The sequence below is a fragment of the Mesorhizobium sp. ES1-1 genome, assembly GCF_020164785.1.
Classification (GTDB): domain Bacteria; phylum Pseudomonadota; class Alphaproteobacteria; order Rhizobiales; family Rhizobiaceae; genus Mesorhizobium.
On sequence record NZ_JAIUGX010000006.1, the window covers coordinates 114,066 to 140,132 of the forward strand.

At 63.7% G+C, this 26,067-nt stretch carries 21 protein-coding genes, 1 tRNA gene and 1 pseudogene; 16 read left to right on the forward strand and 7 right to left on the reverse strand.

Annotation, left to right across the window (positions count from 1 at the left end):
• Window positions 1–86: 86 nt before the first annotated feature.
• Together LB513_RS12265 and LB513_RS12270 are read right to left on the reverse strand one after the other, a co-directional pair.
• A tRNA-Ala gene (locus LB513_RS12265) sits at window positions 87–162 on the reverse strand.
• A gap of 173 nt (window positions 163–335) precedes the next feature.
• Window positions 336–725, reverse strand: a complete 390-nt coding sequence (locus LB513_RS12270; protein WP_224663773.1) for a TIGR02300 family protein — start codon at window positions 723–725, stop codon at window positions 336–338.
• Between the two features lie 206 nt (window positions 726–931).
• On the opposite strand from LB513_RS12270, the gene aroA reads away from it, so the two are divergent.
• From aroA to LB513_RS12290, 4 genes are all read left to right on the forward strand, one after another.
• Window positions 932–2,287: a 3-phosphoshikimate 1-carboxyvinyltransferase gene (gene aroA / locus LB513_RS12275; protein ID WP_224663774.1), complete on the forward strand. Its 1,356-nt coding sequence runs from the start codon at window positions 932–934 to the stop codon at window positions 2,285–2,287.
• A gap of 82 nt (window positions 2,288–2,369) precedes the next feature.
• Window positions 2,370–3,020: a (d)CMP kinase gene (cmk, locus tag LB513_RS12280; RefSeq protein ID WP_224663775.1), complete on the forward strand. Its 651-nt coding sequence runs from the start codon at window positions 2,370–2,372 to the stop codon at window positions 3,018–3,020.
• Window positions 3,021–3,227: 207 nt separating this feature from the next.
• Window positions 3,228–4,925, forward strand: coding sequence for a 30S ribosomal protein S1 (rpsA, locus tag LB513_RS12285; RefSeq protein ID WP_224663776.1), 1,698 nt, complete (start codon window positions 3,228–3,230; stop codon window positions 4,923–4,925).
• A gap of 145 nt (window positions 4,926–5,070) precedes the next feature.
• Window positions 5,071–5,886: an MOSC domain-containing protein gene (locus LB513_RS12290; protein ID WP_224663777.1), complete on the forward strand. Its 816-nt coding sequence runs from the start codon at window positions 5,071–5,073 to the stop codon at window positions 5,884–5,886.
• A 92-nt stretch (window positions 5,887–5,978) separates the two neighbouring features.
• Here the strand turns inward: LB513_RS12290 and LB513_RS12295 are convergent, their stop codons facing one another.
• The 3 genes from LB513_RS12295 to LB513_RS12305 all read right to left on the reverse strand — a co-directional run bounded on the left by LB513_RS12295 (window position 5,979) and on the right by LB513_RS12305 (window position 9,362).
• Entirely contained in the window at window positions 5,979–6,686 is a 708-nt protein-coding gene (locus LB513_RS12295) for an SDR family NAD(P)-dependent oxidoreductase (RefSeq protein ID WP_224663778.1), read from the reverse strand.
• 229 nt (window positions 6,687–6,915) lie between these two features.
• Window positions 6,916–8,517 (reverse strand): 5-guanidino-2-oxopentanoate decarboxylase, encoded by a 1,602-nt coding sequence (locus LB513_RS12300; protein WP_224663779.1) that lies wholly within the window; start codon window positions 8,515–8,517, stop codon window positions 6,916–6,918.
• Window positions 8,514–9,362, reverse strand: a complete 849-nt coding sequence (locus LB513_RS12305; protein WP_224663959.1) for a dimethylarginine dimethylaminohydrolase family protein — start codon at window positions 9,360–9,362, stop codon at window positions 8,514–8,516. The genes LB513_RS12300 and LB513_RS12305 overlap by 4 nt, the downstream gene beginning before the upstream one ends.
• Before the next feature lie 253 nt (window positions 9,363–9,615).
• Between LB513_RS12305 and LB513_RS12310 the strand changes: the two genes are divergently transcribed.
• From LB513_RS12310 to LB513_RS12345, 8 genes and pseudogenes are all read left to right on the forward strand, one after another.
• A complete protein-coding gene (locus LB513_RS12310) occupies window positions 9,616–10,395 on the forward strand; it encodes an ABC transporter ATP-binding protein (protein ID WP_224663780.1) in 780 nt (259 codons plus the stop codon).
• Window positions 10,396–10,444: 49 nt separating this feature from the next.
• A complete protein-coding gene (locus tag LB513_RS12315) occupies window positions 10,445–11,242 on the forward strand; it encodes a transporter substrate-binding domain-containing protein (RefSeq protein ID WP_224663781.1) in 798 nt (265 codons plus the stop codon).
• Between the two features lie 160 nt (window positions 11,243–11,402).
• Window positions 11,403–12,116, forward strand: coding sequence for an ABC transporter permease (locus tag LB513_RS12320; protein WP_224663960.1), 714 nt, complete (start codon window positions 11,403–11,405; stop codon window positions 12,114–12,116).
• Window positions 12,116–12,925, forward strand: a complete 810-nt coding sequence (locus LB513_RS12325; RefSeq protein ID WP_224663782.1) for an ABC transporter permease — start codon at window positions 12,116–12,118, stop codon at window positions 12,923–12,925. Before LB513_RS12320 ends, LB513_RS12325 begins: the two co-directional genes overlap by 1 nt.
• Before the next feature lie 103 nt (window positions 12,926–13,028).
• Window positions 13,029–14,030, forward strand: a complete 1,002-nt coding sequence (locus LB513_RS12330; RefSeq protein WP_224663783.1) for an Ldh family oxidoreductase — start codon at window positions 13,029–13,031, stop codon at window positions 14,028–14,030.
• A gap of 237 nt (window positions 14,031–14,267) precedes the next feature.
• Entirely contained in the window at window positions 14,268–14,549 is a 282-nt protein-coding gene (locus LB513_RS12335) for a hypothetical protein (RefSeq protein ID WP_224663784.1), read from the forward strand.
• A 105-nt stretch (window positions 14,550–14,654) separates the two neighbouring features.
• A pseudogene (locus tag LB513_RS12340) lies at window positions 14,655–14,744 on the forward strand (DoxX family protein); the annotation flags it as partial.
• 104 nt (window positions 14,745–14,848) lie between these two features.
• Window positions 14,849–15,826 (forward strand): complex I NDUFA9 subunit family protein, encoded by a 978-nt coding sequence (locus LB513_RS12345; protein WP_224663785.1) that lies wholly within the window; start codon window positions 14,849–14,851, stop codon window positions 15,824–15,826.
• A gap of 125 nt (window positions 15,827–15,951) precedes the next feature.
• Here the strand turns inward: LB513_RS12345 and LB513_RS12350 are convergent, their stop codons facing one another.
• Window positions 15,952–17,319, reverse strand: a complete 1,368-nt coding sequence (locus LB513_RS12350) for a cytochrome P450 (protein ID WP_224663786.1) — start codon at window positions 17,317–17,319, stop codon at window positions 15,952–15,954.
• Between the two features lie 208 nt (window positions 17,320–17,527).
• On the opposite strand from LB513_RS12350, the gene LB513_RS12355 reads away from it, so the two are divergent.
• The 4 genes from LB513_RS12355 (at window position 17,528) to LB513_RS12370 (ending at window position 24,582) form a co-directional block, all read left to right on the forward strand.
• Window positions 17,528–18,097, forward strand: coding sequence for an NADPH-dependent FMN reductase (locus LB513_RS12355; protein WP_224663787.1), 570 nt, complete (start codon window positions 17,528–17,530; stop codon window positions 18,095–18,097).
• A gap of 88 nt (window positions 18,098–18,185) precedes the next feature.
• Window positions 18,186–20,819 (forward strand): caspase family protein, encoded by a 2,634-nt coding sequence (locus tag LB513_RS12360; RefSeq protein WP_224663788.1) that lies wholly within the window; start codon window positions 18,186–18,188, stop codon window positions 20,817–20,819.
• Window positions 20,820–20,964: 145 nt separating this feature from the next.
• Window positions 20,965–23,436 (forward strand): DNA topoisomerase (ATP-hydrolyzing) subunit B, encoded by a 2,472-nt coding sequence (gene gyrB, locus LB513_RS12365; protein WP_224663789.1) that lies wholly within the window; start codon window positions 20,965–20,967, stop codon window positions 23,434–23,436.
• Window positions 23,437–23,664: 228 nt separating this feature from the next.
• Window positions 23,665–24,582, forward strand: coding sequence for a hypothetical protein (locus LB513_RS12370; protein ID WP_224663790.1), 918 nt, complete (start codon window positions 23,665–23,667; stop codon window positions 24,580–24,582).
• A gap of 82 nt (window positions 24,583–24,664) precedes the next feature.
• Here the strand turns inward: LB513_RS12370 and LB513_RS12375 are convergent, their stop codons facing one another.
• Window positions 24,665–26,062 carry an NAD(P)(+) transhydrogenase (Re/Si-specific) subunit beta gene (locus LB513_RS12375; protein ID WP_224663791.1) on the reverse strand — a complete coding sequence of 466 codons (1,398 nt, stop codon included), beginning with the start codon at window positions 26,060–26,062 and terminating at the stop codon, window positions 24,665–24,667.
• Window positions 26,063–26,067: the final 5 nt, after the last annotated feature.

Consider the following 26,067-nt stretch of genomic DNA (forward strand, 5'->3'; position numbering starts at 1 on the left):
CTTCTATGCAGGGGCGCCCGGGCCGGTCGCCGGAATGACAGCCAAACGTGGCTGTTTCCAAGAGTATTGAAATCCTAGGAGATGACTGGTGGAGCCAATCGGAATCGAACCGACGACCTCTTGAATGCCATTCAAGCGCTCTCCCAACTGAGCTATGGCCCCACTTCCGGCAGTCGGCCGGCGCCGTTTCCGGCGAAGAGATCCGGCGCGGGTTGGAGACCGCGCCGTCAGTGCAGGCGGCTTCTAACCCCGCCCTTCGTCAATATCAAGCCTTCGTCAGCGGCTTTTTCTTCTCAGGACGCGAAAGCCGGCAAAGGCATACGCGCGAAGGCGGATCAGACCTCGTCGTCGTCGTCGCCGACGCCGATCATGTCGGCGACGTCGTCGTCTTCTTCCTCTTCGTCGGCGAGGAAAGTGTCATCCTCGTCGTCGCCAAGATCGACATCGTCCTCGTCGTCGCCAAGATCGGGAAGATCGTCGGCCTTGACGTCCTCGTCGGCCTCTTCGAGCGAGACAACCTCGACGCCCTCTTCTTCCTCGGCGTCCACTTCCTTCTCGGCCACTTCCTCTTCCTCTTCGATGGCGGCGATCTTGCCTTCCTCGAAATAGGAGCGCGGATAGGTCTTGCCGGTGTAAGGCGAGACGATCGGGTCCTTGTTCAGGTCGTAGAATTTTCGCCCCGTCTCCGGGTCGATGCGTTTTGTGCCAAGTTCGGTTTTTGCCACGGCAAGCCTCGTCAGTAAAAGAGTGGTCCCCTTAACCACAGTTTGCAGCGCTGTCAAAGCGAAAAGCCGGCCCTGCAAAACCATGCATTGGAAGGCGTCGCGCCAAGTGACGGCGATGGGGATGACCATTGCGGCCGGCCGTGATACGAGACCGCCGCAACACATGTAAAGCGCCGGCCCGCCGGCATTCCATCCAGGGAAATCCCATGTCTCAAGCCGCCGCCAAGCCGGCCACCGCCCGCAAATCACCGGCGCTTGCCGGCAAGGCCCGCGTACCGGGCGATAAGTCGATCTCGCATCGCTCCTTCATGTTCGGCGGGCTGGCATCCGGAGAGACCCGCATCACCGGCCTGCTGGAGGGCGAGGACGTGATGCGCACCGGCGCGGCAATGAAGGCGATGGGCGCCCATATCGAGAAACGCGGCGACGAGTGGGTGATCCGCGGTACCGGAAACGGCGCGCTACTGCAGCCGGAAGGGCCGCTGGATTTCGGTAATGCCGGCACCGGCTCGCGCCTGACCATGGGACTGGTCGGCACCTATGACATGGAGACCACCTTCACCGGCGACGCCTCGCTGTCGGGACGGCCGATGGGCCGTGTGCTGGAACCCCTGCGCCAGATGGGCGTGCAGGTGCTGAAAGCGGCCCCCGGCGACCGCATGCCGATCACGCTGCACGGCCCCAAGCATGCCGCGCCGATCACCTACCGCGTGCCGATGGCCTCTGCCCAGGTGAAGTCGGCGGTGCTGCTGGCCGGCCTCAACACGCCGGGCATCACCACCGTCATCGAACCGGTGATGACGCGCGACCACACGGAGAAGATGCTCAAGGGGTTCGGCGCGAACCTCACGGTGGAGACCGACGAGCGCGGCGTGCGCCACATCTTCATCGAGGGCCAGGGCAAGCTCACCGGCCAGACGATCGCGGTGCCGGGCGACCCGTCCTCGGCCGGTTTTCCGCTGGTGGCCGCGCTGATCGTGCCGGGTTCGGACATTGTCATCGAAAACGTGCTGATGAACCCGACCCGCACCGGGCTGCTGCTGACGCTTCAGGAGATGGGCGGCAAGATCGACATTCTCGACCCGCGCAACGAAGGCGGCGAGGATGTCGCCGACCTGCGCGTGCGTTATTCCGAATTGAAGGGTGTCACCGTGCCGCCGGGGCGGGCGCCGACCATGATCGACGAATATCCGGTGCTGGCCGTTGCCGCGAGCTTCGCCGAAGGCGAGACGCTGATGCAGGGGCTGGAAGAATTGCGGGTGAAGGAATCCGACCGCCTGTCGGCCGTCGCCAATGGGCTGAAACTCAACGGCGTCGATTGTACCGAGGGCGAAGCCTCGCTGGCTGTACGCGGCAGGCCCGGCGGCAAGGGCCTCGGAGGCCATCCCAACGGTCAGGACACGACCGTGCAAACGCATCTCGACCACCGCATCGCCATGAGCTTTCTCGTGATGGGGCTGGCGACGGAGAAACCGGTGACCATCGACGACCAGGCGATGATCGCGACGAGTTTTCCCGAGTTCATGGGGCTGATGAAGGGGCTGGGCGCGGAGATCGAGTGATGGCGAGCACCTTCTTCGGAGAGACCAGCCGTGCAGAGATGTCGGCGGGACAGCGACGCCTGTACCCTTGGTTGCCCTATCAATGACACACGTCTTCACCATCGCCATCGACGGTCCGGCGGGCGCCGGCAAGGGCACGCTGGCCCGACGCCTCGCCGACCACTACCGGCTGAACCTGCTCGACACCGGCCTTACCTACCGCGCCGTTGCCCATGCAATGCTGCAGGTCGGCCTGCCGCTCGACAATGTCTCTGCGGCCGAGACCGCCGCGCGCCAGGTCGATCTAGCCAAGCTCGACCGTGCTGTCTTGTCGGCGCACGCAGTCGGCGAGGCCGCCTCCAAGGTCGCGGTGTTTCCGACGGTGCGGCGCATCTTGGTCGAAAAACAGCGCGCGTTCGCTAGGACGCCGCCGGGCGCCGTGCTCGACGGCCGTGACATCGGCACCGTCGTGTGCCCCGATGCCGACATCAAGCTCTATGTGACCGCGAGCGCCGAGGTGCGGGCAAGGCGGCGGCTGGCCGAGATCGAAAGCATCGGCGGCACCGCCGATTTCGCCGAGATCCTCGCCGATATCATGCGCCGCGACGAGCGCGACATGGGCCGTGCCGACTCGCCGCTGAAGCCTGCCGCCGACGCGCACTTGCTTGATACCAGTGAAATGGCTATAGAAGCCGCGTTTCTCGCAGCCAGAGCTGTCATCGACGACGCGCTGGCCATGAGAAACAGGGCCTGATCCGGGTTTTCTCCCGCGTTTCCGTTGCCGGAAGCGATGAAAATACCCATATCGGGCGTAAACCAGCCTGCCAGCATTCTTCATGCGCCGGAATTGCCGCCTGAACAGCGGCCCAGGGCTTTTGCAGCCCGGAGCGCCGGCAGGCCAACGCAACGCTAACCTACGGCGCCCGCCCCGCTCGAAATGCGGGGTATTCCAGGAGAAACAATGTCAGCTGCAAATCCCACTCGCGACGATTTCGCGAGCCTGCTTGAAGAATCATTTACCGCCGGCCATTCCGGCGAAGGTCAGGTCGTCAAGGGCACCATCACCGCCATTGAAAAGGACATGGCCATCATCGACGTCGGCCTCAAGGTCGAAGGCCGCGTGCCGCTGAAGGAATTCGGCGTCAAGGGCAAGGACACCACCCTCAAGGTCGGTGACACCGTCGAAGTCTATGTCGAGCGCATCGAAAACGCGCTTGGCGAAGCGATGCTTTCCCGTGAGAAGGCCCGCCGCGAAGAGAGCTGGGTCCGTCTCGAAGAGAAGTTCACCAAGGGTGAGCGCGTCGAAGGCGTCATCTTCAACCAGGTCAAGGGCGGCTTTACCGTCGACCTCGACGGCGCCGTGGCCTTCCTGCCGCGCAGCCAGGTCGATATCCGCCCGATCCGCGATGTCTCCCCGCTGATGCACAACCCGCAGCCCTTCGAGATCCTCAAGATGGATCGCCGCCGCGGCAACATCGTGGTGTCGCGCCGCACCGTGCTCGAGGAAAGCCGCGCCGAACAGCGTTCGGAAATCGTGCAGAACCTCGAAGAAGGCCAGGTTGTCGAAGGCGTCGTCAAGAACATCACCGACTATGGTGCGTTCGTCGACCTCGGCGGCATCGACGGCCTGCTGCATGTCACCGACATGGCATGGCGCCGCGTCAACCATCCGACCGAAATCCTCAACATCGGTCAGACGGTCAAGGTGCAGATCATCCGCATCAACCAGGAAACCCACCGCATCTCGCTCGGCATGAAGCAGCTCGAGAGCGATCCCTGGTCCGAGATCGGCACCAAGTTCCCGATCGGCAAGAAGATCAAAGGCACCGTCACCAACATCACCGACTACGGCGCGTTCGTCGAGCTGGAGCCGGGCATCGAGGGCCTCATCCACGTTTCGGAAATGTCGTGGACGAAGAAGAACGTGCATCCCGGCAAGATCCTGTCGACCACACAGGAAGTCGACGTGGTGGTGCTCGAGGTCGATCCGGCCAAGCGCCGCATCTCGCTCGGCCTCAAGCAGACGCTCGAAAATCCGTGGCAGGCTTTCGCCAACAGCCATCCGGTCGGCAGCCAGGTGGAGGGCGAGGTCAAGAACAAGACCGAGTTCGGCCTGTTCATCGGCCTCGACGGCGACGTGGACGGCATGGTCCATCTCTCCGACCTCGACTGGACCCGTCCGGGCGAGCAGGTCATCGAAGAGTACAATCGCGGCGACATGGTCAAGGCGCAAGTGCTCGACGTCGACATCGACAAGGAGCGCATCTCGCTCGGCATCAAGCAGCTGGCCAAGGATTCGGTCGGCGAGGCGGCGACTTCAGGCGAACTGCGCAAGAACGCCGTCGTCACCTGCGAAGTCACCGGGATCAAGGATGGCGGTCTGGAAGTGCGGCTCGTCGAGAGCGGCATCGAGACCTTCATCAAGCGCAACGACCTCAGCCGCGACCGTGACGAGCAGCGCCCCGAGCGTTTCTCGGTCGGCCAAAAGCTCGATGCGCGCGTCATCGCCTTCGACAAGAAGACCCGCAAGCTGCAGGTCTCGATCAAGGCGCTGGAAATCGCCGAGGAGAAGGAAGCGGTTGCCCAGTACGGGTCGACCGACTCCGGCGCTTCGCTGGGCGACATCCTGGGTGCCGCGCTGAAGAAGCAGGGCAGCTAAGCATCGGCTGCCGCGCCTCCGGCGCGACCCGAACCAAGCAACCCGCGGGCCGAAAGGCTCGCGGGTTTTTCATTTCGTGATGCTGGCACAAGACAATGGCGGCGCAATCCCTTCAACTCCACGCTTCGGCAACAGGGCCATGCGCATGAAGGTCGTTGGACTCTATCGCTATCCGGTCAAGAGCCTGCGCGGCCATGCCGTGCGGAGCGCCACTATCGAGACCATGGGAATGGAAGGGGACCGCCGCTGGATGGTCGTCGACAAGGATGGACGCTTCCTGACCATCCGCCAGATACCTTCCATGACGACGATCGACGTCGAGCCTCGCGGCACGGGCATTCTGCTGAAACATGCAGAGCACGGCTCCCTTATCGTCGAGGTTCCCGGCGCCACGCCCCGAACTGTCAAGATCTGGAAGGATACGGTTGCGGCGCGAACGGCCGATCCGGCAGCCGGCGCCTATCTGTCGGCGATTCTCGGGGAGGCCGTCGACCTCGTCTATTCCGACGATCCGCAAAACCGGCCGGTCGACCCGGAGTTTGGCCTGCCCGGCGACCATGTCAGCTTTGCCGACGGCTTCCCGTTGCTGGTGACCACAAAGGGTTCGCTTGACCACTTGAACGGCCATCTTGCCAGCCCCGTCGGAATGGCGCGTTTTCGGCCAAACGTCGTCGTCGACGCTGTGGGCGCGTGGCCCGAAGACAGCTGGAAGACGATCCGCGTCGGCCCGGTCGTCATGCGGATCGCAAAACCCTGCTCGCGCTGCGTCATCACCACCCGCGACCCCCTCAGCGGCGAGCAGCCGGACCCGAGCGAGCCTCTGCGAACCCTTGGCCGTCTCCACCGCTCCTCGAAAGGCGGCACCATCTTCGGCCAGAACGCGATCCCGAACAATGCCGGCGCGATCTCGATCGGCGACGAGGTCGAGGTCATCGAGGCCGGCGCCTCGAACCTTCTATAGCGCTGTCGGGTTTGCCGTCGGGCAACCTCAAAACATCTTTCATGCGGATCGCTCTTAAAGCACCGGCCGGCCAACACAGGGCTTGATCGCGATCAGGCGCGGCCGTAGAGCGGCACCAGCGTGCCGCTCATCGCCTGGTTGGCGGGCGAGGCAAGATAGGCGATGGCTTCGGCGGCTGCCTCGAGGCTGACCCATTTGGTGAAATCGGCGTCGGGCATGTCTGACCGGTTCGTCGGCGTGTCCAGTATCGACGGCGCCACGGCATTGACCAGTATGCCCTTGTGCTTCAGCTCCTCGGCCATCGCCACCGTCATCGCCGCCACCGCCGCCTTGCTGGCCGCGTAGGCGACCGCACCGGCGCCCTTGCGTGGCTCCAGTGCCGCGCGCGCGGCGATATTGACGATACGGCCGGCCGTGTCCGACGCCAGCATCGAGCGGATCGCTGCGCGGCAGCACAGGAAGGCGGTGCGCGCGTTGGTGTCCATCATCTCGGCGAAGGATGCCGACTCGATCTTTTCCACCGGCGCCATGGCAAAGCCGCCAGCCAGATGGATCGACCCCCACAGGCCCGGAACCTGGCTATAGAATGCCTCGACCTTGGCGGGATCGGAGAGGTCGACATTGTGCGCCAGCATGACTCTGTCATGCATGGCAAAGGGGAAATGGGCCGGCGCCGTGGCGTGGGCATTGGGTACATGGCAGATCGCGCCCTCGTCCAGCAGCTTGCCGACGACCGCGCCGCCCAGCGCTCCGGTTCCGCCGGTCACGACGATATGCCTTCCCTGAAGTGTTTCCGTCATCCTTTGGACCGCTCCTGAAATTTTCTTATGATTATGCTGATTGCCGCGCCCGACGCGAAGCGTCGCGCCTTTTGCGCGATCACTCAACCGATATCTCGACATGGCAGCTGTCGCGACTTTGCATGAGTGGGCGCGCATAGGCGGCGCGACCGTTGCCGTCATCCGTCCCGGGCGGGAGCTTACCCGGCGAATGACGGAGCATGCTGGCAAACCGACGCAGGTCTCCGACTCAGTCGACGGTGATTTCGATGACGCGCGGCAACCCGGTCGCCCGAGCGTCACGCAATGCCCGCGGCAGGTCGCCGATATCGGCAAGCCGCTGCGCGCCGATGCCGTAAGCTTCGGCCAGCTTGCAGAAATCCGGCGGCGCGGGCGACACGCCGACCGGCTCGACGCCGACATCGAGCATCGAGGTTTCGATCTCTCGATAGCCTCTGTTGTTCCAGACGACGAAAATGACCGGCGCGCCGGCATCGAGCGTGGCACCCAGCTCCGGCAGCGTGAACTGGAAGCCGCCATCGCCGGTCAGGCAGACCACCGGCGCGTCAGGCGTTGCGATGGCCGCGCCGATCGCCGCGGGTGGACCGTAGCCAAGCGCGCCAAACCCCGTGGCGGCGTTGAACCAGCCGCCCGGACGATCATGGTCGTAATAAAGGTTGGCGGCATAGATGGGCTGTGTGGAATCGCCGACGATGATCGAGCCGGGCAGTTCATCCCGGATCATCTCGACGGCGCGCACCTGCGCCTGCATCACTGGCGCGAGCTCGGCAAAGGCAGCTTCGCGCGTCGCTGCTGCGCGGGCCGCGCCGCTCTCGCTGCCGGCGACGGCGCTGGTTTGCAGGAGCAGCGCTTCGAGCGCCTCGCCACAATCGGCGTGGATCGCGACCGTTACGCGGCGGCGGACAAGCTGGTCGGCGCCGATATCGATGCGGATCAGGTTGGCGGGCAGGACAAAACCGCCGTCGCCGTAGCCATCATAGTCGGTCGGTCCGAATTCCGTGCCGGCGGCGATAACCAGATCGGCCTCCGCCATCAGCGCCCGCACCGCCTTCAGGCTCGGACTTGCCGGCACGCAGAGCGCATGGCCGTGCAGCAGGCCACGCGCATTGGCTGTCTGGATGACGGGCGCTCCCAGCCTCTCGGCCAGACGCCTCAACGGATCTTCGGCGCGCTTTGCACCGCCGCCCGCCAGGATGACCGGACGGCGGGCAGCGGCGACGAGCCTTGCGGCGCTCGCGATCGCCGTGGCGTCCGGCTCCGGCGGTGCGGCATTGCCCAGCATGGCGGCTAAGCCTTGGGCCGGCTTGACCATGACGTCGGTCGGGATCTCGATATGCACCGGGCCCGGCCGCGACGATGAAAACAGCGCGAACGCCCGCGCGAGCGCGCCCGGAAGCTCACCGGCCTCGGTGACGCGCGTCGAAAACAGCGCCACCTTTTCCATCATGCCGCGCTGGTCGGGTAGTTCATGCAGATAGCCCAGGCCCTTGCCCAGGGTGGGCGTGGCATTGACGCCCGATATGACCAGCATCGGCACAGAATCGGCGCGCGCCTGCCCCATGGCGGTGATCGCGTTGGTCAGCCCAGGCCCGGTAATGACGAAGGCGACGCCCGGCCTGCCGCTGGCGCGCGCATAGCCATCGGCCATGAAGCCGGCGCCTTGTTCGTGGCGGGGCGTGACGTGGCGGATTTTCGAGCGCGCCAAGCCCCGGTAGAGCTCGACCGTGTGGACCCCCGGAATACCGAACACGGTATCGACACCATGCGCCTCAAGCAGCGAAATGAGGGCTTCGCCGACGGTGGTGACGGTGGCAGCCCCGGCGCTTGTCATTGGCGCAGCACCGGCCGCGTCAGGCAGGTCGGGCCACCCTCGCAAGCAATGCAGAGCGCGTCCGCCTCGAAGGTCGAAACCGTGCAGCCGGCCGCCTGCATGGCGGCCGCCGTCCTGGGAAAGCCGGCAACCGCGATGACCTGGCGCGGCGCCGTCGGCAGGACATTGAGGCTGAGCCCGTTGGATGCCATGAACTCGTCGGGGTCGCCCTCGACCAGCCGGATGCCACGCGCACGCAGCATCTGGTAGAAGGCGGCCGGCAGAAGCGGTGCGTGGACCAGGGCCAGGTCGTCTGCCAGCGGACTGATCACCGACATCAGGTGCAGGCAGGCTTCCTCGCCTTGCCAAAGCGGCAGGTCGTAGCTATGAACCGAGATGCCCTTGGGCGAGAGCAGGTCCGAAAGCTGCCGGATGCCATCCTGATTGGTGCGCACGCCACGACCGACAGCCAGCGTGTTCGCATCGACCCAGACGCAGTCGCCGCCTTCCACTTGGCCGGGAGGATCGATGCGGCCCAGGACAGGCACGCCCATCCTGATGTAGGCCGCTTCGTGCAGAGCCGGTTCGGCGCGGCGCAGCGCCTTGCCCATGGACAGGATGACCGCGCCCTGATCGGTCACCAGTGAGGGATCATGCGTGAAGACGGAGTCGGCCAGCCCGTCATCGGCATCCGTCAACCATTCGATCTCGGCGCCCGAGGCCGCGATCATGCTGGTGAGCTGTTCATGCTGGACAGCGGCTTTTCGCGCATCGAAACCTTGGCCGTAATGCCATTCCTGCGCCTTGGCATGTCGCATGGCGCTAGTGGAGGAGCGCATCAGCACACGCTTCAACGGCCCGGCCATCGACTGCGACCCGTAAGCTCTGTCCAATGAACTCTCCTGAAAAGCCCTCACCTGCCAATAGCCACTCGGCAAGCCATGATCAATGGTCCAAAAAAGCACGGTTGACGGAGGCAAGTGGAACGGTCCATCTTGAGAATGGGAACTCTGTCCAGTGACGGGTAATGGGTAAAAGATACCAGCAGCGACGGGCTCGGCCGCTCCACGGGGCGTCGCAGGCATGACGGCTCCAGGCGCCGCATCCGCACAGAAACACATGGCGCAAAAAGGCGCCGCCGAAGCCATCCATGTCGAGAACCTGCACAAGAAGTTCGGTGAGCTGCATGTGCTGAAGGGCGTATCGCTGTCGGCGCGAGACGGTGAGGTGATCGCCATCATCGGCGGCTCGGGGTCGGGCAAGTCGACGCTGCTGCGCTGCATCAACTGCCTGGAAAATCCAACCAGCGGCATCATCCGCGTCAATGGCGAAGAGATCAAGCTGAAGGCCGACAGCCATGGCCACACGGTTCCGGCCGATCGCAAGCAGATCGAGCGTATCCGCTCCAAGCTTGGCATGGTGTTCCAGAATTTCAATTTGTGGAGCCACATGACGCTGATCGAGAACGTCATCGAGGTGCCGGTGCACGTGCTTGGCGTCAAGCGCGACGTCGCCATCGCCGAGGCCGAAAAGCTGCTTGCCCGCGTCGGCCTGGCTGAGAAACGCGACGTCTACCCGGCCTATCTTTCGGGCGGTCAGCAACAGCGCGCGGCGATAGCGCGCGCACTGGCCATCAATCCGCGCGTGATGCTGTTCGACGAGCCGACCTCGGCGCTCGATCCGGAACTGGTCGGCGAAGTGCTGAGGGTGATCGGCGACCTGGCGCGCGAGGGCCGGACCATGGTCCTGGTCACCCATGAGATGAAGTTCGCCCGCGAGGTCGCGACGCATGTCGTCTACCTCTACAATGGTCAGGTCGAGGAAGAAGGCCCGCCCGAGCAGATCTTCGGTGCGCCAAAGTCCGACAGGCTGAAACAGTTCATCCGCAACATCGGCTAGGAAAGCTCGGGGCGGAGAAGTCCGGGAACCAACAACTGGGAGTCGTTACATGAACACCGTGCTGAAGACATTCGCCGCAGCGCTGCTGCTCGGCGTCGCCGCCATGGGCGCGGCCAAGGCCGATCCGGTCAAGGTTGGCGTCGCCGCCGAGCCCTATCCGCCCTTCACCTCGCCGGATGCGTCGGGCAAATGGGTGGGCTGGGAGATCGAATTCATCGAGGCCGTATGCGCTGAGGAGAAACTCGACTGCGTCATCACGCCTGTCGCCTGGGACGGCATCATACCGGCGCTGACGACCAAGAAAATCGACCTCATCGCCGGCTCGATGTCGATCACCGAGGAGCGCAAGAAGACGATCGACTTCTCGGACAAGTACTACAACACGCCGACAGCCATCATTGGCCCGAAGGACCAGAAGTTCGGCGCTACGCCCGATGATCTCAAGGGCAAGGTGCTCGGCGTGCAGGTGTCGACCACCCATGCGGCCTATGCCAAGAAGCATTTCGGCCCAACCGCGGCGGAAATCAAGGAATACCAAACCCAGGACGAGGCCAATCAGGATCTCGCCGCCGGCCGTCTCGATGCGGTTCAAGCGGATTCGATCGCACTCGACGCCTTCCTGAAATCGGACCAGGGCAAGGCCTGCTGCGACTTGAAGGGCATGGTCGAGCCGGACGACGAGGTGCTCGGGCCTGGCGTCGGCGCCGGCGTGCGCAAGGAAGACACGGCTCTCAAGGAAAAGATCAACGCTGGCATCAAGGCAATCCGAGCCAACGGTAAATATGCCGAGATCACCAAGAAATACTTCGATTTCGATATTTATGGCGGCGATAAGCAGGCGAACTGACCGTCGCCGGCGCAGGAACGAAATCCGCACGGCCTTGCGCCGTGCGGTCTCGCCTGACCTGTCCACGCACGCTTTCCGCTGAGCGGAGCTGACAGCGGCGGGCGCCAGCAATTCGGGGGCGACGCTGATCGACGCATTTCTTTCGGCCTCCGCGGCCGGCATCATCGACCTGCTTTCGCCCACTCCGCCGGGCTGGGGCGGCGCCCTGCTGCTTGGGCTTCTCCATTCCATCGAGATCGCGCTCGGCGCCACGGTCCTGGGCCTGCTGATCGGCACGGGCGGCGCCTATGGCAAGCTCTATGGCGGGCCGGTGGTGCGCGATCTGCTGGCGGTTTACACCACGATCGTTCGCGCTGTGCCCGAACTTGTGCTGATCCTGCTGCTCTATTATGCCGGAACCGACCTCATCAACAAGGCACTGACGGCGATAGGCTATCAGCGCATCGACATCAGCGGCCTGGCGGCAGGCATCGCTGTGCTCGGCTTTGTCCAGGGTGCCTATTCGACGGAAGTGATACGCGGGGCCATCCTGGCCATACCGCAAGGACAGATCGAAGCCGCCCGTGCCTACGGCATGTCTCCCGGCCTGATGCTGCGGCGCATAACGCTGCCGGCCATGCTGCCCTTCGCCATACCGGGGCTTGCCAATCTCTGGCTGATCGCCACCAAGGACACAGCGCTGCTGGCGGTCGTGGGCTTCTACGAACTGGCTTTGGCGACGCGGCAGGCCGCCGGCGTAACCAAGGCCTATTTCACCTTCTTCGTCGCGGCCGGTGCACTCTACCTGCTGGTTTCGCTGATTTCGAACCTCGTCATCGGACGCGTCGAAGCCTGGTCGCGCCGCGGCATGCCTTCGCTGAAGGAAGCGCCCTGATGGCAAATGAGACGGCCATCATCGATGTTGCGGCGAGGACGTCCCTATGGCTGCGACCGCACCGCATTGTCTTGATCCTGATCGCGATCGGCCTCGTCCTGTCGGCCATTCTCTTCATGCGCTGGGACTGGCTGCCGCAGTATTATGAAATGGGTCTAGCCGGCATCTGGCGCTCGCTGTGGATACTGGCCGTCACCTGCGTGCTGGGCTTTCTTCTGGCCGTGCCGCTCGGCCTGGCGCAGGCCACCGGCTCCTTCTGGTTCGCGGCACCCGCCAAGGCATTCTGCACGGTCATCCGCGGCACGCCGCTGCTGATCCAGCTATGGCTTCTCTATTACGGACTGGGCTCGCTGTTTCCGCAATATCCCTGGATTCGCGGGTCCTGGATGTGGCCCTACCTGCGGCAGGCCTGGCCTTATGGCGTGCTGGCGCTGACCTTTTCTTTCGCCGGCTATGAGGGCGAGGTGATGCGCGGTGCCTTCGCCGGCGTGCCGAAAGGACAGCTCGAGGCGGCGCGCGCCTTCGGCATGAGCCGCTGGAAGATTTTCCGGCGCATCTGGCTGCCGCAAGCCATCTACCGGGCGTTGCCGACGCTGACCGGCGAAACCGTGCTGCAGTTGAAGTCGACGCCGCTGGTGGCCACGATCAGCGTCATCGACATCTTCGCCGTTTCGTCCAAGGTGCGGCAGGACACCTACCTGACCTATGAACCCCTGCTGCTGCTGGCCCTGATCTACATGACGATCACCGGCATCCTGGTCTTCGCCTTCGGCAGGATAGCGGCCCGGATTCCCAACAAAATTGGATAGAGCGAATGGCGAGTAGTTGTTTTGGGACTCGGGACACACGATAGCCGACAACTGGCACTAGCTGCTCGCTATCCCCAATCCCTACTCACTCAGGAACTATCCGATGCAACTCAGTCTCGACCAGGCAAAAGGCCTATGCCGGATGGCGGCGCTCGGCGCCGGCGCAAACGAGGAAGCGGCGCAATCGCTGACCGCGTCGATCATCGCCGCCGAGTCGGAAGGACTTTCGACCGTCGGACTGTCGCATTTCATCGACTATCTGGAAGGGCTGGAAGCCGGACGCATCGATGGCAATGCTGACCCGGTGATCAGCCGGCCCGCGTTGGCGATCTATCTCTCCGACGCGCGCGGCGGGCTCGCCCATACCGGCTTCGACCGCACAATCGAGGACCTCGTCAAGACCGCGAAGCTGTTCGGCGTCGCCATCTTCTCGCAGAAGAACGCCTATACGTGCGGTGCGCTCGGCTATTTCACCGGACGGCTGGCGGCGCGGGGAATGGTCTCGTTCGCCGCGACGAATGGGCCCGCCATGCTTGCGGGCTCGGGCTCGGTCAAGCCGGTCTACTGCACCAATCCGATGTCTTTTGCGGCGCCCGCAGCCGATGGCGCGCCACTGGTCATCGACCAGTCTTCGAGCGCCACCGCTTTCGTCAACATCCGCAAGGCCGCCGAGGATGGCGAGACCATCCCGGAGGGCTGGGCGCTGGACGCCAACGGCAACCCGACCACCGATCCGGCCGCCGCCATGAAGGGCGCCATGCTTGCCTTCGGCGGCCAGCGCGGCGCCAACATCGCTCTGATGGTCGAAGTGCTGGCGGCCGGCCTGTCTGGCGCCAACTGGTCGCTCGATGCGCCCTCGTTCACCGGCGGGCCGTACAGCCCCGGAACCGGACTGTTCGTGCTGGCGATCGAGCCCAAGCTGCTAGACCCTGACTTCGAACAGCGGATGCGGGATCAGCTCGATCGGCTGCGGCGGCGCTTCGGCGTGCACGTGCCAGGGCGGTCCCGAGCCGAAGCCGCCGAAAAGGCGCAAGCACGCGGCATCACCGCGTCCAAGGCCGTGGTGGAGCGCATTTCCGAATTCGCGGCCCGCTACTCTGCCTGAATAGACTTACTTATCAAATAGTTATCTAGCCCCTCCCTGCCCCTCGCGCGGCAGGGAGTGATTTTTGCGCGCGCCGCTGAACCTTTCTGCACGTCGCGACGACCCACCTTTGTCCAGGGCAAGGCGAGCTTGCCCGATCCACACCGGGGGAAACAGCAAATCGAAAGCGAAAGCCTGCTTCACGCGGAGGATGTTCCTTCCGCGCCTCGGAAACTCAACCGAAAAAGGAAAATAGTCATGACCAACACCAAGATCACCATGCTTACCGCGGTTCTTCTTCTCGGCTCGTTCATGGGTGCCGCTCAGGCGGCCAATCTGAAGGCAGCTCCGGTGAAACCGGCCGCTCCCGGCAGCATTACGGCCCCGAGCGGCGGAGCCACCGAGGATCATTATTGCAAGAACGGTCACGCAAAATTCGCCAGCTGCAGCGCCGATTTCATCGCGGCCTGCAAGAAGGTTGGTGGCACCATGTCGGATGTTCAGGGCTGGGGTGGGCGTACTTGCTTCACGCCCTCCTGATACCGTCTCAGGTCAGGCCGCTCCGTCGGCCCCTGGCTTCGCAATGATGTCACCCGGAAAACCCCGCTTAGACGGGGTTTTCTGCGATTTCCTACAGAATGTCTATCGCGTCTGTGGGCCGCGATCCTGCTGTTCTTCGTCATTCGCGGCGGCAACCGTCATTCGGTCGACGCCCGCATCGGCAAGGCATTCTGACACTGTTGAAACAAGGGAGACAGCGACGACGCGTCCCCTTTGCCTTTAGCGCGAAACGGATTATGAAACGGCTTCAGCCAAGCTTGCGAGCGCCGGAGCCAGCCATGACCGAAATCCTGCAGACCCCAAAGCTGGTCGTCGTCTTTGGCGGATCGGGCTTTGTCGGTCGCCACGTGGTGCGCGCATTGGCCAAGCGCGGCTATCGCGTCAGAGTGGCGTGCAGGCGCCCCGATCTTGCCGGGCACCTGCAGCCGCTGGGCAATGTCGGCCAGATCCAAGCGGTGCAAGCCAATGTGCGCATGCGGTGGTCGGTCGATCGTGCGGTGCAAGGCGCCGACCATGTCGTCAATCTGGTCGCCATCCTGCATCAGGGCGGCCGGCAGAGATTTTCCGCCGTGCACGAGTTCGGTGCACGCGCCGTCGCCGAAGCAGCCCGCTCGGTGGGCGCCGGCCTTACACATGTTTCGGCGCTCGGCGCCGATGCGGATTCCGAATCGGATTATGCGCGCACCAAGGCGCTTGGCGAAAAGGCCGTTCTGGACACGGTCGCGGACGCCGTCATCTTCCGGCCATCCGTCAATTTCGGCCCGGAGGACGAATTCTTCAACCGCTTCGCCAATATGGCGCGCTACTCGCCGGTGCTGCCGTTGATCGGCGGAGGCCAGACCAGGTTCCAGCCGGTCTATGTCGGCGACGTCGCCGAGGCGGTGGCGCGTTCGGTCGACGGCAAGGTTGACGGCGGCCAGATCTACGAGCTTGGCGGTCCGAAGGTGCTGACCTTCAAGGAATGCATGGAAGAACTGCTCGAAGTGATCGAGCGCAAGCGCCTGCTGGTGCCGGTGCCGTGGTGGCTGGCCAACATCCAGGCCTCCATCCTCGGCCTGCTGCCCAATCCGCTGCTGACCAAGGACCAGGTGATGCAGCTGCGCGAGCACAATGTCGTCTCCGACGAGGCGATCCAGGCCAAACGGACGTTTGCCGGGCTGGGCATCCAGCCGCAATCGCTGGCGACGATCCTGCCGAGCTATCTCTGGCGCTTCCGCGCCGCCGGTCAGTTCCAGCAGCGCAAGCCCGTAGCATAAGTTTTAGACCGTTTGAGATTCCGGTCAAAGCCGAGCCAGAATGGTGCGTTACGAGAACCGAGCGGAGCGCACCCTTGTTGCGTGAGCACCGGAAGCAGGTCGGCACCACCTGAATATCGGCATGCCTAGCGTGGCGTGACCCGCATGGGCAGTCCGCCTTGCGGCTGTGTGGTCAGTTTCTGCACCGGCCACGGCTTTGTCTCGGCCGTGGTATCGAAGCGGAAGCGCGACAGGAGGATGGCGAGCGCGATGATCGCCTCCTGCATGGCGAAGCTGGCGCCGATGCAGACGCGCGGCCCAGCGCCGAACGGCAGATACTGGAAGCGAGCGATCTTTTCACGGTTTCCGGGGTGGAAGCGTTCCGGCAGGAAGGCATCCGGCCGGTCCCAGAGCTTCCGGTGGCGATGCACGACCCAGGGCATGACCAGCACGGCCGCGTGCTTGGGGATATAAAGATCCTTCCACGTCTCAGGCTCGATCGGCTCGCGGTTGATCGACGGCGCCGGGGGATAGAGTCTGAGGGCCTCATCGAAGGCAGCCCGGGTGAACGGCATGGCGTCGAGCCATTTGGTCGGATCGGGTTCGCGCGCCAGCACCTCGTCAATCTCCCGCTCGACCCTGGCGCGCTCCCAAGGCGATTCCGCGAGACAATAAAGCGTCCAGCCAAGCGCGCGCGCCGTGGTCTCGTGACCGGCGCCGATGAAGGTGATGATGTTGTCCTCCACCTCGGCCCGCGTCAGCCCGTCGGGTCCTTCGGCCTTCAGCAGGAGCGTCAGGAAATCCTGCGGCACACCTTCGGGATCATGCCTGAACCTGGCCTCGCGCATCTTGACCGTGTCGGTGACGATCTTGCGGAAATAGGCCATGGTCTTGCGACCGCGAATACGCGTCAGGCGCGGCAGCCAGTCGGGCGCGCGCAGCAGGTCAAGCGGATCGACACGGCCCATGGTCTCGAAAAGGCGGTCGATCTCGTGAGCGAAGCTGCCTGGCTCGCCCGATATCTCGCCGGAGAACAGCGTCTCAGCCAGGATATCGTAGGTCAGCAGCGTCATGTCATGGGCGATATCGGATGTGCCGCCCGCTTCGTAGCGGGTAACGAACTCCCGTGTTCGCTTGAGCATCGGCTGGGCGAAGCCAAAAATATGGCGCGGCGTGAAAACCGGCGCCATCGCCTTGCGCGAGCGCTTCCAGACCTCGCCTTCGGCGGTCAGCAGCCCGTCGCGCAGGATGGGGCGCAGGATCTTCTGGCGCACCGTCGCCATCTTGTAATTCTTGGCGTTGTCGACGAGCACATGGCGGATGAGGCCCGGATCATTGGCGACGATAAGATGGCCGCCAACGCCATTGGCCGAAACCCACGGCTCGTTGTAGGTGAGTTCGCCCCACAATTCGAGCGGATTGCGGTAGACAATGCGGATCATCTCCAGCGTCGAGGGCGGCGTCGTGCGCGGCTTCGGCGCCGGTGGAACGAAGGGGGCGGGCTGTGCGTCCATGAAGTGCTCCGCTGCTTCACTCAATGTAGTGACCGACAATGCAGGCGTCCATGTGACGGAACGGCAGGCGGCAAGACCTGGCAGGCCCGAACCAGACAGGCTGTTCATCCGATCGTGACGGCCGGTGGCCGTGCCCTGCCTTGTCCAACGAGGCGCGCTGCCTTAGTGACAGTCACCAACAGATACCGCCAGGCAAAAGGAGCCCACCTTGAAACATCAGTTGAACATCATCATCGGCAGTACGCGGCCCGGCCGCGCCGGGCCTGTTTTCGGGCAGTGGCTGGAGACTTTCGCGCGCGAGCACGGCAAATTCGAACCGGTGCTGACCGATATCCACGCTTTCAGCCTGCCGGTGCTGGACGAGCCGCATCATCCGCGGCTCGGCAACTACCAGAACGAGCACACTAAGGCATGGTCGAAGGCGATCGACGCCGCCGACGCCTTCGTGTTCGTGGCGCCGGAATATAACTACTTCGTAGCACCGGCGATCGTAAACGCGATCGACTATCTGTCGCGGGAATGGAAGTACAAGGCCGCCGGTATCCTGAGCTATGGCGGCGTATCGGGCGGCATGCGCGCGGCCCAGTCTCTCAAGCCCCTGCTCGCCGCGGTCGGCGTCATGCCAATCTCAGAAGGCGTCGCGCTGCCGATGTATCAAACAATGCTCGACGAGCATGGCGCTTTCAAAGCCAGCGAACAGGTCCAGGCCGGCGCCAGGACCATGCTCGACGAGTTGCTGCGCTGGAGCCAGGCGCTGAAGCCGATGCGGACCGCTTGAACGGTCCGCTTCGACCAAGAGCGCGGCTTGCTCAAGCCGCAAAGAGGTGGAATGTTCTCGCCGATCAACCAGCCGGGGGGCGGTTCACTTGCGCCTGCTGTTAGCGACGCTGCTGATCTTCGCGACCACCGCCGCCGAAGCGGCGGAGCGGCGCGTGGCCTTGGTGGTGGCAGAGGACGACTATCGGCTGGTCCGGCCGCTCGCCAACCCCGTGCATGACGGCGAGGCAATGCGATCCGCGCTGAAGACGCTGGGCTTCGAGGTGGTGCTGGAATCCAACCGCGACCTCAAGCGCATGCGGCGCGCCCTCGACGATTTCCGCGACGATGCCAAGGGCGCCGACGTGGCGCTCGTCTATTTTTCCGGTCATGGCGTCGAAATCTCGGGGGAGAATCGGCTGCTTCCGGTCGATGCCGACGCTTCCTCGCTCGAGGCGCTGGACAAGACGAGCCTGCCGCTGGAAGAGGTGCGCGAGGCCGTCGCGGCAACCGCCAAGGTCGGGCTGATCGTGCTCGACGCCTGCCGCAACGATCCGTTCTCGGCGAGCGGCGGCAGCGAAGGGCGCGGCGCGACCTCGCTGGCCAAGGACATATCGGACAAGGTCAAACCGGGTCTCGGCAGGATCGGCCGCGCGGAAAACATCCTGTTTGCCTTCTCGGCAGCGCCGGGCGAGACGGCAGCCGACGGCACGGGACAGAATTCGCCGTTCACGGCCGCGCTGGCCAAATATCTCGGCACGGACGGCCTCGAAATACGCTCGGTGCTGACGCTGGTGCAGCAGGAGGTCTACGATCTGTCTCGCGGGAAGCAGCTGCCTTATGTCGAGAGCGGCCTGCCGAGATTGTTTTTTGCCGCCGAGGCCAAGGAAAAATTGCCCGAACGCGAACGGCTTTTGCTGGCCATGGCCGACGTGACGCCGCAGATGCGCGGCGAGGTGGAACAGATTGCCAGCGATGCCGACATGCCGCTGGCACCGCTCTACGGGGCGCTGATCAGCGCAGATGCCGCCCATCTTTCGACGGACAGCCTGAATGCCCGGTTGCGCGAGGCGGCCGACGCCTTCGTCAAGGTGCGGGGCGAGATGAAGACCCTCGCCTCCGACGACCCGAAAGTCAGCGAACTGCGCCGCCAGGCCGATGAACAGCTTACGCTCGGCGCCTTCGAGGGCGCCCGCACGATCCTTGCCAGGGCCGCCGAGATCGACAATGTCTCCCGCAACGCGCTGAAGGTCAATTTCGTCAGCCGCACCCTGTCGGAAGCCGCGACGCGTTTTCTGGCCGGTGGCGCGGCGAGCGCCGAACTCGACTACGCCACCGCCATCAGTGACTACGAATCCGTGCTGGCACTCTATGGCGAAGCCGGTCAGACCTCGCTTACCCTGGAACAGGCGGATCGCCAGAGCCGCGCTCTGGAAGAACTCGGCGTTCTCTATACGACGGTGGGTAACGTCGAGGCGGCCGGTCATGCCTTTGCCGCCCTGATGGCCAACCTCGAGCAGCGATCGCGTCAAGAAACAGACCCGAGCGTCAAGCGCGATCTCGCCATCAGCCATATCAAGCTTGCCAACATAAGGATGACGCAGGGCGATCTGCCGAGCTCCCTTGAGAACTACGAGGCCGCCAGGGACATGCTGCAGGGCCTGACCGCGGCCATGCCCGACAACAAAGACTGGTTGGGCGACCTGGCCATGGCCCACGACAAGATCGGCAATGTTCTGGCGACGCAAGGCGATGTCGGCGCCGCTGCCCAGGCCTATCAAAAGAGCCTGTCGATCAAGCAGAAACTGGCCGATGCTGCGCCGCACAGCGCGCTTCTGCTGCGCGACCTGACGATTACCTATGATGAAATCGGCGACCTCGCCCGGACCACCGGCCAGTTGGACGCGGCGCAGACGGCCTTTGAAGAGAGTCTGCGGATCCGGCTCGCACTGGCAGAGGACAGACCCGATGATCCCGAGCGCCAGCGCTCCGTCGCCGTCAGCCAGGAAAGGGTTGGCGACGTGATGCGAGAGCGCGGCGACGTGACAGCTGCGGTCGCGGCCTACACGAAAAGCCGGACGATCGCGGAAGAATTGGTGCGCCGTGACCCTAACGATACCGATCTCAAGCGGGATCTGTCGATCAGTTACGGCAAGATCGGCAATGCGCTCAGCGACCAGCAGAACTGGCCGGCAGCGCTGAATTCGTATCAGCAGGCATTGGCTATGACGCGCGAACTGGCCGCCGCCGATCCGGGGAATAGCGAATGGCAGCGCGACCTTTCGGTCTGCCTGGAAAAGGTTGCCGGCGTGCTCGATGCGCAAGGCGATGTCAGCGGCGCCCTGCGAAACTATCAGGACAGTCTTGCCATCGCCGACCGGCTAGCCAGGCTCGACCCGGCCAATTCGGGTTGGCAGCGCGACCTGTCGATCACGCTTGCCGAAATCGGCATGCTGGAGACCAAGCAGCGCCATTTCGACGGCTCACGGAAAGCCTTCGAGGCCAGCCTCGAAATCCGACAGCGCCTGGCCAAGTCCGATCCCGACAATGCGATCTGGCAGTTCGACCTGGTGCAGGCCTATATCAACTACGCTTATGTGGCCAGGAAACCGAAGGTCGCTCTGGCCAAGGCTCTGGAGCTTACGTTGGAACTCGACCGCACGGGCCGGTTGGCGCCCAGGGACAAATCCATGATCCCCTATCTGCGCAACCTTCTGGCCAAGTTCGAAGCTCGAAAAAAATAGCCGGCTGAAGTCTCGAGATTCGGCCTGGAAATGCCCGTAAACCTTGGAAAAACCGCCTTTCGCGCCTATATCTAGGCAATATCGGAGGCGCGATTCGGGGCCGGTTTTTCGCGCTGTGCAAGCGGCATCCAGACAACAGGTTTTCATGAGCGACCAGAACGAGATCACCAATGGCGCCGACGCCGAGTACGGCGCCGATTCCATCAAGGTTTTGAAGGGGTTGGACGCTGTCCGCAAACGCCCCGGCATGTATATCGGCGACACCGACGATGGATCGGGCCTGCATCACATGGTCTACGAGGTGGTGGACAACGCCATCGACGAGGCGCTAGCCGGTCATGCCGACCTCGTCACCGTGACGCTCAACCCCGACGGCTCCGTGACGGTTATCGACAATGGCCGTGGCATTCCAACCGATATCCATACCGGCGAAGGCATTTCGGCGGCCGAAGTGATCATGACCCAGCTTCATGCGGGCGGCAAATTCGACCAGAATTCCTACAAGGTTTCGGGCGGCCTGCATGGCGTCGGCGTGTCGGTGGTCAACGCGCTTTCGGCATGGCTGAAGCTCAAGATTCGCCGCAACGGCCAGATCTTCGAGATGAGCTTCACGCATGGCAATGCCGACGCGCCGCTGAAGGCGACGGGCAGCTACGAGCAGGACAAGCAACCGGGCACGTATGAGGGCCGCAGCGGCAGCGAGATCACCTTCTTCCCGTCCGCCGAAACCTTCACCATGGTCGAGTTCGACCTGGGCACGCTGGAGCACCGGCTGCGCGAACTCGCCTTCCTCAATTCCGGCGTGCGCATCGTTTTGACCGATGCGCGCCATGCCGACATCGTGCGCCATGAGCTGCACTATGATGGCGGGCTGGAAGAGTTCGTCAAATATCTCGACCGGGTCAAGAAACCACTGATCGAGAAGCCGATCGCCATCAAGGCCGAGCGTGACGGCATCACCGTGGAAGTGGCGATGTGGTGGAACGACAGCTACCATGAGAACGTCCTGGCCTTCACCAACAACATTCCGCAGCGCGATGGCGGCACGCATCTCGCGGGCTTCCGTGGAGCGTTGACGCGACAGATCACCGGCTATGGCGAGTCTTCGGGACTGACCAAGAAGGAAAAGGTCTCGCTGATCGGCGACGATTGCCGCGAGGGCCTGACGGCTGTGCTGTCGGTCAAGGTTCCGGATCCGAAATTCTCGTCGCAGACCAAGGACAAGCTGGTGTCGTCGGAAGTCCGTCCCGTCGTCGAGGGCCTGGTCAACGAGGCGCTCGGCACCTGGCTGGAGGAACACCCAACCGAAGGCAAGGTGGTGATCGACAAGGTGATCCAGGCTGCCGCGGCGCGCGAGGCTGCACGCAAGGCCCGCGACATCACCCGCAAGAGTTCGCTCGGCGTCACCTCCCTGCCCGGCAAGCTGGCGGACTGCCAGGAACGCGACCCGGCGAAATCCGAGATCTTCATCGTCGAGGGCGATTCCGCCGGGGGCTCCGCCAAGGGCGGCCGTTCGCGCCAGAACCAGGCCATTTTGCCGTTGCGCGGCAAGATTCTGAACGTCGAGCGGGCCCGTTTCGACCGCATGCTCGGCTCCGACATGATCGGCACGCTGATCACGGCGCTTGGCACCTCGATCGGCAAGGACGAGTTCAACGCAGACAAGCTGCGCTACCACAAGATCATCCTGATGACCGACGCCGACGTCGACGGCGCCCACATCCGCACCCTGCTTTTGACGTTCTTCTTCAGGCAGATGCCGGAACTGATCGAGCGCGGCCATCTCTACATCGCCCAGCCGCCGCTCTACAAAGTGACGCGTGGCAAGAGTTCGCAATACATCAAGGACGAGGCGGCGTTCGAGGAATTCCTGATCGGTTCCGGGCTTGAGGAGGCGTCGCTCTCGCTTGGCTCCGGCGAGGTGCGCACCGGCCAGGATCTGCGTGGCGCGATCGACGACGCGCTGGCCGTACGCCAACTCATCAACGGCTTGCACACGCGCTACAACAGAGGCGTGGTGGAGCAGGCGGCGATCGCCGGCGGCCTCAACCCAGATGTGTTCACCGATCTCGGTCGCGCCAACGCCATGGCGGATCGAGTGGCAAAGCGACTGGACATCATCGCCGAGGACACCGAGCGCGGCTGGACCGGACGCATGTCGACATCGAACGAAGGCGCCGGCGGCTACGTGTTCGAGCGCACGGTGCGCAGCGTCAAGGAATATGCGCATCTCGACCTGGCGCTGATCAACTCGGCCGATGCGCGCCAGCTCGATCGCTATGCGCCACGCCTCAGCGAGGTCTATGACGTGCCGCCGGTCCTGCGCCGCAAGGATGTCGCCGAGACGATTTCGGGGCCGCTGGCGCTGCTCAACGCCGTCTTCGCGACCGGCCGCAAGGGCTTGACCATGCAGCGATACAAGGGTCTCGGCGAGATGAATGCCGAACAGCTCTGGGAAACCACGCTCGACCCGAATGTGCGCTCGCTGCTCCAGGTCAAGGTGAATGACGCGACGGACGCGGATTCGCTGTTCTCCCGGCTGATGGGTGATGAGGTCGAGCCGCGGCGTGAGTTCATCCAGGACAACGCGTTGTCGGTGGCCAATCTGGATATCTGATCTGGCGATCGACCTGGCTGCCGCAGGCGGCACGGGATTGGTTCCGTGCTGTGCCAATCAATCATTTTACCAGCGCCCGGAACGGAACCCTCTGAAAGACATTGTGAAAGCATTGATCACAATTTCTCACAGGAGGCCTTCATGGGACGTGGAATTTTGCTCTGGTTGCTCGGTATTCCGATTCCGATCATCATCCTTATCATGCTGTTCGTACGGTAGGGGGCAGAGATGCAGTCCACCCTATCGGATGTCGACGTATCCGCCTCGACGGAATCGTCGTCCACCGCCGTCAGCTGGGGACCGATCATCGCGGGCGCCTTCGCGGCTTCCACACTGACCTTCATCCTGATGTTGCTCGGTTCCGGGCTTGGCCTCACGATGGTTTCGCCATGGTCCGGTTCCGGCGCTTCGATCACGACTTTCGCGGTGTCGACGGCGATATGGCTGGTGATCGTCCAGTGGCTGTCATCCGGTGTCGGAGGCTATCTGGCCGGGCGCCTGCGTACGAAATGGGTAGGCGTTCACACAGACGAAGTCTATTTCCGTGACACGGCCCACGGCTTCCTTGCATGGGCATTGGCCACGCTGCTGGTCGTAGGGCTTCTAGGCTCTGCCTTGTCCTCCGCGCTCGGCACCGGCGTGCAAGCGGTCTCCACGGTAGCTTCGGGCGCTGCGCTTGGTGCTTCGGCCGGAGCCTCGGCCAACGCGAATAGTGCTACTGCGGACAATGCGACGTCCTACCTCGTCGACTCCCTGTTTCGCCCGGCCGACCCGGCACGGCTTGCCGCAGCGAACGGCGACAGCGATGCAGCAGCGACCGGACAGGCCTCCCGCATTCTGATGGCGAGCGCCGTCGCAGGCGAAATCTCCGCCGACGACAAGACTTACCTGGCACAACTGGTCGCTGCTCGCACCGGGCTTTCCGAGGCTGATGCCAAGGCCCGTGTCGATGCGATGGTCGCCAAGGTGGAGGACGCCAAGGTCAAGGCCAAGCAGGCAGCCGACGCCGCCCGCAAGGCAAGCGCAACGTTCGCCCTGCTCGGCGCCCTGTCGCTTGTCATCGGTGCCTTCATCGCCAGTGCGGCTGCGGCTCTTGGCGGCAGGCAACGCGACGATGAGGAAGCGGTTTTCATCACCACCCGTTGAAGCCCATGCATCCAGACATGAAAGAGCCCGGTGATGAACCGGGCTCTTTTCGTTTGGAGGGGTGGACCGCCGTTTGCGCGGTTCAGTGATCCATTGCCTTGACGATTTCCTCGGTCATCTTCTTGGCGTCGCCCAACAGCATCATGGTGCCGTCTTTGTAGAACAGCGTGTTGTCGATACCGGCATAGCCCGAGCCAAGGGAACGCTTGACGAAAAGGCAGGTGCGAGCCTTGTCGACATCGAGGATCGGCATTCCATAGATCGGCGAGGATTTGTCATCGCGCGCCGAAGGATTGGTGACGTCATTGGCGCCGATGACATAGGCGACATCGGCTTGCGCGAACTCCGAATTGATGTCTTCGAGTTCGAACACTTCGTCGTAAGGCACGTTGGCTTCGGCGAGCAGAACGTTCATATGGCCGGGCATCCGGCCGGCCACCGGGTGGATGGCGTATTTGACATCGACGCCATTGGCCTTGAGCTTGTCGGCCATTTCGCGCAGCGCATGCTGGGCCTGCGCAACCGCCATGCCGTAGCCCGGCACGATGATGACCTTCTGCGCGTTCATCATCAAATAGGCGGCGTCGTCGGCCGAACCTTGCTTGACGGTCCGCTCGATACCGTCATCGGCTGCCGCCGCCGTCTCGCCGCCGAAGCCGCCGAGAATGACAGAGATGAAGCTTCGGTTCATGCCCTTGCACATGATGTAGGACAGGATGGCGCCTGATGAACCGACCAGTGCGCCGGTGATGATCAGCGCCAGATTGCCCAGCGTGAAGCCTAGCGCGGCCGCCGCCCAGCCGGAATAGGAATTGAGCATAGAGACGACGACCGGCATGTCGGCGCCGCCGATCGGGATGATGAGCAAGATGCCCAAAACCAGCGATGCCGCGACGATCAGCCAGAACACCAGCTTGGATTCGGTGGCCACGAGCAGAACGATCAGGACGATCAGCGCGACGCCAAGCGCCGCGTTGATCGCGTGTCGCCCGCCGATCATGATCGGCTTGCCCGACATGCGGCCGTCGAGCTTCAGGAAGGCGATGACCGAACCGGTGAAAGTGATGGCGCCGATAGCCACGCCCAGGCTCATCTCGATCAGCGCCTGAGCATGGATGTCACCGTCTGTGCCGATGCCGAAGCTTTCCGGCGCGTAGATGGCAGCGGCCGCGACCATCACGGCGGCAAGGCCGACGAGTGAGTGGAAGGCGGCGACCAGTTGCGGCATTGAAGTCATGGCGATGCGCCGTGCGGTGACGGCACCGACGCCGCCGCCAATGGCCAGCCCAAGCACAATCATCCCGAAGCGCCCGGCCGATGGGGTCGCCAGCGCCAGCGTGGTGGCGATGGCAATGCCCATGCCGACCATACCGTAGAGATTGCCCTGCCGGCTGGTGGTCGGATGCGACAGGCCGCGCAGCGCCATGATGAACAGGACGCCAGAGACGAGATAGAGGAAGGAGGCGAAGTTGGCGTTCATGCGCT

Bases quoted from the DNA above. Each gene is read 5' to 3' on its own strand.
- aroA (WP_224663774.1), top strand. From the start codon at position 932: ATGTCTCAAGCCGCCGCCAAGCCGGCCACCGCCCGCAAATCACCGGCG.
- cmk (WP_224663775.1), top strand. From the start codon at position 2,370: ATGACACACGTCTTCACCATCGCCATCGACGGTCCGGCGGGCGCCGGC.
- rpsA (WP_224663776.1), top strand. From the start codon at position 3,228: ATGTCAGCTGCAAATCCCACTCGCGACGATTTCGCGAGCCTGCTTGAA.
- LB513_RS12290 (WP_224663777.1), top strand. From the start codon at position 5,071: ATGAAGGTCGTTGGACTCTATCGCTATCCGGTCAAGAGCCTGCGCGGC.
- LB513_RS12295 (WP_224663778.1), bottom strand. From the start codon at position 6,686: ATGACGGAAACACTTCAGGGAAGGCATATCGTCGTGACCGGCGGAACC.
- LB513_RS12300 (WP_224663779.1), bottom strand. From the start codon at position 8,517: ATGACAAGCGCCGGGGCTGCCACCGTCACCACCGTCGGCGAAGCCCTC.
- LB513_RS12305 (WP_224663959.1), bottom strand. From the start codon at position 9,362: ATGGCCGGGCCGTTGAAGCGTGTGCTGATGCGCTCCTCCACTAGCGCC.
- LB513_RS12310 (WP_224663780.1), top strand. From the start codon at position 9,616: ATGGCGCAAAAAGGCGCCGCCGAAGCCATCCATGTCGAGAACCTGCAC.
- LB513_RS12315 (WP_224663781.1), top strand. From the start codon at position 10,445: ATGAACACCGTGCTGAAGACATTCGCCGCAGCGCTGCTGCTCGGCGTC.
- LB513_RS12325 (WP_224663782.1), top strand. From the start codon at position 12,116: ATGGCAAATGAGACGGCCATCATCGATGTTGCGGCGAGGACGTCCCTA.
- LB513_RS12330 (WP_224663783.1), top strand. From the start codon at position 13,029: ATGCAACTCAGTCTCGACCAGGCAAAAGGCCTATGCCGGATGGCGGCG.
- LB513_RS12335 (WP_224663784.1), top strand. From the start codon at position 14,268: ATGACCAACACCAAGATCACCATGCTTACCGCGGTTCTTCTTCTCGGC.
- LB513_RS12345 (WP_224663785.1), top strand. From the start codon at position 14,849: ATGACCGAAATCCTGCAGACCCCAAAGCTGGTCGTCGTCTTTGGCGGA.
- LB513_RS12350 (WP_224663786.1), bottom strand. From the start codon at position 17,319: ATGGACGCACAGCCCGCCCCCTTCGTTCCACCGGCGCCGAAGCCGCGC.
- gyrB (WP_224663789.1), top strand. From the start codon at position 20,965: ATGAGCGACCAGAACGAGATCACCAATGGCGCCGACGCCGAGTACGGC.
- LB513_RS12370 (WP_224663790.1), top strand. From the start codon at position 23,665: ATGCAGTCCACCCTATCGGATGTCGACGTATCCGCCTCGACGGAATCG.
- LB513_RS12375 (WP_224663791.1), bottom strand. From the start codon at position 26,062: ATGAACGCCAACTTCGCCTCCTTCCTCTATCTCGTCTCTGGCGTCCTG.